A 6,228-nucleotide genomic window follows, 5' to 3' on the forward strand; every position below is an offset into this window, starting at 1 on the left:
GTCGGCCTAGCCGGTGCCATGGGCCGCCCGAAGTGGCGGCGAGCCCAGCGCGATGGCGTGGCACTCGACCTGGTCAAGCGGCAGTTCACCCGCAGCGGTCCGAACCAGTGGTGGGTCACCGACGTTGGTCACCAACGCGTTGGGCTTGAGGTTTCGTAACTGGTTTCGCGTTCTGTCATGCTTCGAACCCGCACCACCCACCAGGGCAGGAAGCTGCTGGCCAGTACCAGCAGCCCGGCACCGGGCAGGAGTCGACGTGTCCCCATGCAGTCCTGAAGAGACCGAGCACCGACCGCTGATGCTGAGCGATGCCCAGAGGGGTTTCCACAGGCCAAGCGGAGGGTCGGACAGGTAGGCCCGTTGCGTAGCTTGATCTCGCCTCCCGAGCCCGATACCGATGCCACACGCTGATGTGCTGGTTGACCATCACCCGCCGCAGGTAGGCCACCGGGTCGTCGACGTGCTTCCGCCGGCGTATCACCTTTACCAGCGAGCCCTGGAGCAGGTCTTCGGCTTCGTGTGCCGAGCCGGTCAGCAGGTAGGCGGGGCGGAGCAGACCCATGTACCGCGCATCGACGAACTCCCTAAATTCCTCGTCATCACCTTTACCAGTAACAGCGGAACCATGACGCCGACCGAGCTGCGGGTGTACATCGACACCACGTGCGAGGTAATCCCGCCCTCGCCGTTCATCTTCGGCAAGAGCGGGCGGCTGCGTTGCCGGCGCTACTCGAAGTGCTGAACCTGACCGTCACTGCCGTCACCGTCAGGGACAACGCCGACCTGGTTCTCGGCTTTGGTGGCGGGGTGACCCTGCGGGCGTCGGGCGCTCCGAGCGCCAGGACAACCAATGAACTGTGGTGGCTTGGCGACCCGCGACATATGTGCGCCGCGCCGCTCGTCGCCTTCCTGCTTCCACCATCAGTTTGGAAGAGCGTGCTCATCCGGCGGGGAGCTCGAAATGCTGCTCCCGCCGGCAGCCACTGATTGCGTCTACTGCCCGTTCGTGACCGTTCGAGTTCGCGGCTACTCGCGGTGCCTGAGCGAGGGGAGGCCGCCCCACCCGTTTCCGCTGATCTCCGAGGAAGACCGGGGTGTGGGGCGGAGCCCCACCTCTATCGGGGGGGGGGAAGTACACCGCTGGCCGCGTACCGCTCGCCGTCGTCACCTTGAAGATTGGCCTGCAAGTCCTCGGCTAGGGCGCCGAACTCCTGGTAGGCGTCGCCGTCGAAGGGGCCCTTAATTTCGATGGCACCTTCGAACCAGGCCAACGAGACCAACTGGTGGGCAGCGGGTCCTGACGAGCGGGGATCGGATGCTCCGTGTGTGCTCCGGCGGTCGGACCGACGGCGGCAGGTATCGGCGAGCACGGGAGGGCGCTCCTGAGCACTCGTGGGTATCCGCTGGCAGGTAAGCTATGCCCTCGCGCCCTCGTAGCTCAGGGGATAGAGCATCGGTTTCCTAAACCGTGTGTCGCAGGTTCGAATCCTGCCGGGGGCACCAGGTCACAGCATTGATCATCGATCACTGGTCCGCCTTCCGGGGCTTGCGTGCCCGCTCCGTGCCCGACCGCCTCGTTACCTTCGCCCGGCTCGCGTCCAGGTGCTGAGCGACTTCAGCGTCCCGCCCGTCGACCGCGGGCGTCAGAGACAGCCGCGGATCACCTCGCCGGGCACCACAAGGGCTACCAGCCTCCCCGGACGGGACCAGCTCGTTCGTCCGGTAGGGCGCTCCACCTGGTCCCCGTCCGGGAGGCTGGACGGTCTGCGACTGCCCGACGAGGAGATCCGCTCCCCGAGAGATCTACCTTGCCCGGCCTCGACCTATGAAGCGTCAGCCTCGCGGGAGCTGCGCAATGCGCCGACGGCCACCAGCCCCGGACCGGCGAGCGCGATTGCCGCCTCTATGGCCCACGACACCTGAGGGAAGCCTTCCGTTGACGTGCTCACCATCACTCCTGGCTGCAAGAAGGCGCCGTCGGGAGGTTTGGCCATGATCCACCAGGCTGACCATGCCGCAGCTAGATCCGAGTAAGCGCGAGCCGCTCCGAGTGACAGCAGGAACAACCCCAGCGGGAGCAGCCAACGCCGGTCGGCCCGCCACCCTGACAGCGCGAGTGCTCCCATGGTCACGAGGGCAGCGAGCAGGGCCAGCCACACCGTCCCGAGCAGGTCGAGCAGCGGATAACGGCCGAAGTCCCGCGCGAGGCTCAGCCCGAACCAGGCGAGTAGCAGCAGCGCGAGGACACTCGTCGCCACACCCTGCCGCCTGCCGCGCGACGGTAACGCCAACACACCGGCCGCGAGACAGAGAACGCCAAGCGTCAGACCCAGCGCGGCGAGCCTTTGTCGGTCGATCACCTCCCGCACACGCGCCAGCATGTCCGCCTTCGCTACCCCTTGGCCGTACGTCAGCCAGCCTGCTTCGTCGACCTGCTCCTGGTACCAGAGAAGTCTCATCGCCGCCACCACGGCAAGTAACCCGATACCGGCGGCGACGGCCCACCTCACGCGGCGCACACCCTGGTCCAGCAGTACGTATCCGAGCAGTGCGAGCAGCATGACGAGGCCGAACTGCAGCGACGCGGCAGGCATGGCGAGCAGCGCCGCCGCAACCGAGAGCAGACCGGCCGCGACGGATGCAACGAGCAGGCCGAACGAGAGACGCATGGCCAAGATCGTGACACGCGATGCGGAAGTGCGCGTAGCCAGAAAATGTGGAGCGGTCCGCTGCCGGGGGCGCCAGGTCAGACCCTTGATCACCAATCACTCCTTTCGCCTCCGGGACATCCCTGCTCGCATGGTTGGTGCAGAGATGGCGCGGGGTCATGTCGTCGAAGCGCGCCGCATCAGCCGGTGCCGAGTTGAGGCACCCGACATCGCAGCAGCGAGCTGTAAGGCGTCCCGGCTGTCCATGCACGCACGGGGGTTGCACATGACGATCCGCCGGTACGCCTCGGTTCTGGGCGCCGCGATCCTCGCGGCCGGCCTCGCCGCCACGCCCGCCACCGCCGCCTCGGCGCCCGACGAACCCGACCCGGCGAAGCTCGCCGCCGGCACGGAGAAGGACCCGCAGACGGGCGGCAACCGCAAGTATCTGGTCGGGCAGGGCGAAGACGTGCCCGCCGTGCTCGGCGTGACGAACCTCGGCGACGCGCCGGTCGACGGTCTCGTCGTCCAGGTGCGGATCCTCAACGACCTGGACTTCACCAGGAAGTACGAGAACTGCTGGTATGCGGTCGACAGTAACCAGGAGACGGCCTGGTGCGAGTTCGACGAGGTGCTCGCGCCGGGTGCCAGCCTGGCCGTGACGGGGGCGGGCATCTCCACCAAGCCGGACGCCCGCGCCGACAAGATCTCGTCCATCGTGTACCGCTGGGTCAGCAAGGAGTACGCCGACGCGCGGGGCGGCGTGCAGGTGCTGGCCGGCCAGTGGGCCGGGCAGGGCACGACGGCGGTCCGCGGTACCGAGAAGCCGTTGACGTTGGCGGCCCCGGCCGGGGCGCTCGGTGGGCTCGGCGGTCCGCTCGGCTTCGCCTACGTCGGGCTCGTCACGCCGCCCACCGGCGAGCCGACCGCGACCCCGACCGCGACGCCCAGCGCCACGCCGACCGCCACCCCCGGTGGCACGCCCACCGCCGCTCCCTCCACCAGCCCGGACGCCGGCGGCGAGGGCGGCGGGCTGCCCGTGACCGGCGCGGAACCGCAACCATGGCGGGTGTGGGCGGCGGCCTCCTGCTCCTCGGCGGCGCGGGCTACCTGATCGCACGCCGGCGCCGTACCCGTTTCGTGGCGTAGCTCCACTCGAAGCGCCCTCGGCCCGACGTCTCGTCGGGCCGAGGGCGCTTCGCCGTTGCGGACCGCGGCAGCGAGGACCGGCCAGCCGGCGAATCAGCGAGGGGCAACGGGTGGCGGCGGCCCGGCTGGTCAGGCGGTGGGACGCAGCTCGGAGAGCAGCTTCTCGACCCGGGTACGGATGTCGTCGCGGATCGGGCGTACGGCCTCGACGCCCTTGCCGGCCGGGTCCTCGAGCTTCCAGTCCTCGTAACGCTTGCCGGGGAAGACGGGGCAGGCGTCGCCGCACCCCATCGTGACGATGACGTCGGAGGACTCGGCGGTGGCGTACTCGAGGAGCTTGGGGGTCTGGTCGGTGATGTCGATGCCGACCTCCCGCATGGCCTCGACGGCGGCGGGGTTGACCGTGTCGGCGGGGGCGGAGCCGGCGGAGCGGACCTCGACGGTGTCGCCGGCGAGGTGGCGCAACCAGCCGGCGGCCATCTGGGAGCGGCCGGCGTTGTGGACGCAGACGAATAGGACGCTGGGCTTGTCGGACATCAGGAGCCTCTCTGGCAGCGCGGGTCGCAGGGCCTGTTGACCGGCCCGTGGCGGGGGATTTCCGGCAGTGTGCGGGCGGGGTCGCTGTTGCGGTCGAGCAGCGGATAGCGGTCGGCGGGCCGGGCAGGGTTGACCAGACCGCGGAAGTCGGCGGTCATGCGCCGTGGTCGAGCGCGGCGTCCTCGGTGGGGACGACGACTTGGTCGGCAGCGCGCCCGGCGTCGGGGTAGAGGGCGGCCAGCAGCCCGACGCCGACGCCCAGGCCGACAAGTTGGAAGAGGACGAAGCCGGGCACCGAGGCGGGCGCGATGCCGGCGAAGCTGTCGGTGAACGCCCGCCCGATCGTGACGGCCGGGTTGGCGAACGAGGTCGACGAGGTGAACCAGTAGGCGGCGCCGATGTAGGCGCCGACGGCGGCGGGGGCGACGGGCGCGCGGCCGGAGCGGGCCAGCGCGAAGATCAGCAGGATCAGGCCGGCGGTGGCCACCACCTCACCGAGCCACAGGTTGCCGGCGGAGCGGTCCTTGCTGGAGAAGGCGACGGCGGCGAGGTCGAACATGAGGTTCGCCAGGATCGACCCGGCGATCGCGCCGAGGATCTGCGCGGCGGTGTAGGCGGCGAGGTCGCGGGCGGTGAGGCCGGTGCCGGTACGGCGGCCGAGGAGCCAGTCCGCGGCGGAGACGACCGGGTTGAAGTGGGCGCCGGAGATCGGACCGAAGATCAGGATCAGGGCAGCCAGGGCGAACGCGGTGGCGATCGAGTTCTCCAGCAGCTGGAGGCCGACATCGTCGGGGGAGAGCGTGGTGGCCATGATGCCGGAGCCGACCACGGCGGTGACCAGCAGGGCGGTGCCGGTGAACTCGGCCAGCAGGCGCCGCCGGAGTGCGATGGTCATCAGTCTGTTCTCTCCCATGTGCTGGCTGCCCGGGTGCTCAGGTCAGGACGGTGGTCGGGTGGGCGGCGCTCGTCTCGGCGCGGAGGCGGGGACCGGTGCCGGTCATCGGGCGCCGTCGGGGGCGACGGAGGGGGCGAGGCGATCAACCCGGTCGGCGAGGTCGGCGTACGCGGCTTCGAACGCCTCGTCGGTGTCGACCCGTACCGGGTCGGGCACGGACCAGTGCAGGCGGGGGTGGACGGGCCCGGTCAGTTCCTCGTGGGCGTTGTCGCAGACGGCGATCACCAGGTCGTTCGCCCGCACGATGTCGTCGACGTGGGCGGTGCCCGTCGGGTCGAGTTCGAGGTGGTGGCGGTGGGCGACAGCCACGGCGCGGGGGTGCACCCGGGCGGCGGGCTTCGTGCCGGCCGAGGCCACCGCGCTGCGGGTACGCCGCCGCCAGAGCGCGGCGGCGAGCTGCGAGCGGGCCGAGTTGTGGGTGCAGACGAAGACCACCCGATCCACCCCCGTCAGGGGAGGGGGAGTCAGGGCGGCGAGGGTGTCCGGCCGAAGTCGCAGGTAGGTGCGTCGTCGATCCCCCTCGGAGCGGCCCCTGACGACCAGGCCCGCCTCGGTGAGCACCTTGACGTGGTGGGCGACCAGGTTGGTCGGCAGGCCGAGGGTGTGGGCGATCTCGCCAGGAGAAGCGTCGCCGAGGGTGAGCGCGTCCACGATCGCCAGGCGCGCGGGATCGCCGAGGGCGGCGTGGATCCGTGCGCGCCCGGTCAGGGAGGCAAGCTCAGTGGTCATTGACTCAATAATTACTGAGCTATTTGGCGACTGTCAAACGGTTCCGGCCTCTGCAACGGCGCGGCCCTAGGCCGTGTCTTCAAAGGTTCACAACCACTGGAGTAGTGCGGCGATGGTGACGGTGGCCTGGTAGGACGTGGCGGTTTTGTCGTAGCGGGTGGCGACGCTGCGGCACTGCTTGAGGCGGTTGAAGCAGCGTTCGACGACGTT

7 protein-coding genes, 1 tRNA gene and 2 pseudogenes are annotated in these 6,228 nt (G+C 69.8%); 3 read left to right on the forward strand and 7 right to left on the reverse strand.

Annotation, left to right across the window (positions count from 1 at the left end):
• Positions 1–175: 175 nt before the first annotated feature.
• Positions 176–505, reverse strand: coding sequence for a hypothetical protein (locus V6U88_RS12310; RefSeq protein WP_334452569.1), 330 nt, complete (start codon positions 503–505; stop codon positions 176–178).
• On the opposite strand from V6U88_RS12310, the gene V6U88_RS12315 reads away from it, so the two are divergent.
• Together V6U88_RS12315 and V6U88_RS12320 are read left to right on the forward strand one after the other, a co-directional pair.
• Entirely contained in the window at positions 398–742 is a 345-nt protein-coding gene (locus V6U88_RS12315; RefSeq protein ID WP_334452571.1) for a hypothetical protein, read from the forward strand. The genes V6U88_RS12310 and V6U88_RS12315 overlap by 108 nt on opposite strands.
• A gap of 685 nt (positions 743–1,427) precedes the next feature.
• A tRNA-Arg gene (locus V6U88_RS12320) sits at positions 1,428–1,503 on the forward strand.
• A 320-nt stretch (positions 1,504–1,823) separates the two neighbouring features.
• On the opposite strand, the gene V6U88_RS12325 is transcribed toward V6U88_RS12320, so the two are convergent.
• Entirely contained in the window at positions 1,824–2,762 is a 939-nt protein-coding gene (locus V6U88_RS12325) for an aminopeptidase (RefSeq protein ID WP_334452552.1), read from the reverse strand.
• A 796-nt stretch (positions 2,763–3,558) separates the two neighbouring features.
• On the opposite strand from V6U88_RS12325, the pseudogene V6U88_RS12330 reads away from it, so the two are divergent.
• Positions 3,559–3,797: pseudogene (locus V6U88_RS12330) on the forward strand (LPXTG cell wall anchor domain-containing protein); the annotation flags it as partial.
• A gap of 129 nt (positions 3,798–3,926) precedes the next feature.
• Here the strand turns inward: V6U88_RS12330 and V6U88_RS12335 are convergent.
• The 5 genes and pseudogenes from V6U88_RS12335 to V6U88_RS12355 all read right to left on the reverse strand — a co-directional run.
• The gene (locus tag V6U88_RS12335; RefSeq protein WP_334452554.1) at positions 3,927–4,334 is read right to left on the reverse strand and encodes an arsenate reductase ArsC; all 408 of its coding nucleotides are present in this window, start codon (positions 4,332–4,334) and stop codon (positions 3,927–3,929) included.
• On the reverse strand, positions 4,334–4,492 hold the full coding sequence (locus tag V6U88_RS12340) for a hypothetical protein (RefSeq protein ID WP_334452556.1): 159 nt from the start codon (positions 4,490–4,492) through the stop codon (positions 4,334–4,336). Before V6U88_RS12340 ends, V6U88_RS12335 begins: the two co-directional genes overlap by 1 nt.
• Positions 4,489–5,229, reverse strand: a complete 741-nt coding sequence (locus V6U88_RS12345) for an MIP/aquaporin family protein (RefSeq protein WP_334452558.1) — start codon at positions 5,227–5,229, stop codon at positions 4,489–4,491. Before V6U88_RS12345 ends, V6U88_RS12340 begins: the two co-directional genes overlap by 4 nt.
• Positions 5,230–5,331: 102 nt before the next feature.
• Positions 5,332–6,018, reverse strand: coding sequence for an arsenate reductase/protein-tyrosine-phosphatase family protein (locus V6U88_RS12350; protein ID WP_334452559.1), 687 nt, complete (start codon positions 6,016–6,018; stop codon positions 5,332–5,334).
• Positions 6,019–6,105: 87 nt separating this feature from the next.
• Positions 6,106–6,228 (reverse strand): annotated as a pseudogene (locus V6U88_RS12355) (IS5/IS1182 family transposase); the annotation flags it as partial.

Origin of the sequence: Micromonospora sp. CPCC 205739 (assembly GCF_036906795.1) — a bacterium.
Taxonomy (GTDB): Bacteria; Actinomycetota; Actinomycetes; order Mycobacteriales; family Micromonosporaceae; genus Micromonospora.

Coding starts and splice junctions, on each gene's coding strand:
- V6U88_RS12345 (WP_334452558.1), bottom strand. CDS start 5,229: ATGACCATCGCACTCCGGCGGCGCCTGCTGGCCGAGTTCACCGGCACC.
- V6U88_RS12335 (WP_334452554.1), bottom strand. CDS start 4,334: ATGTCCGACAAGCCCAGCGTCCTATTCGTCTGCGTCCACAACGCCGGC.
- V6U88_RS12340 (WP_334452556.1), bottom strand. CDS start 4,492: ATGACCGCCGACTTCCGCGGTCTGGTCAACCCTGCCCGGCCCGCCGAC.
- V6U88_RS12315 (WP_334452571.1), top strand. CDS start 398: ATGCCACACGCTGATGTGCTGGTTGACCATCACCCGCCGCAGGTAGGC.
- V6U88_RS12350 (WP_334452559.1), bottom strand. CDS start 6,018: ATGACCACTGAGCTTGCCTCCCTGACCGGGCGCGCACGGATCCACGCC.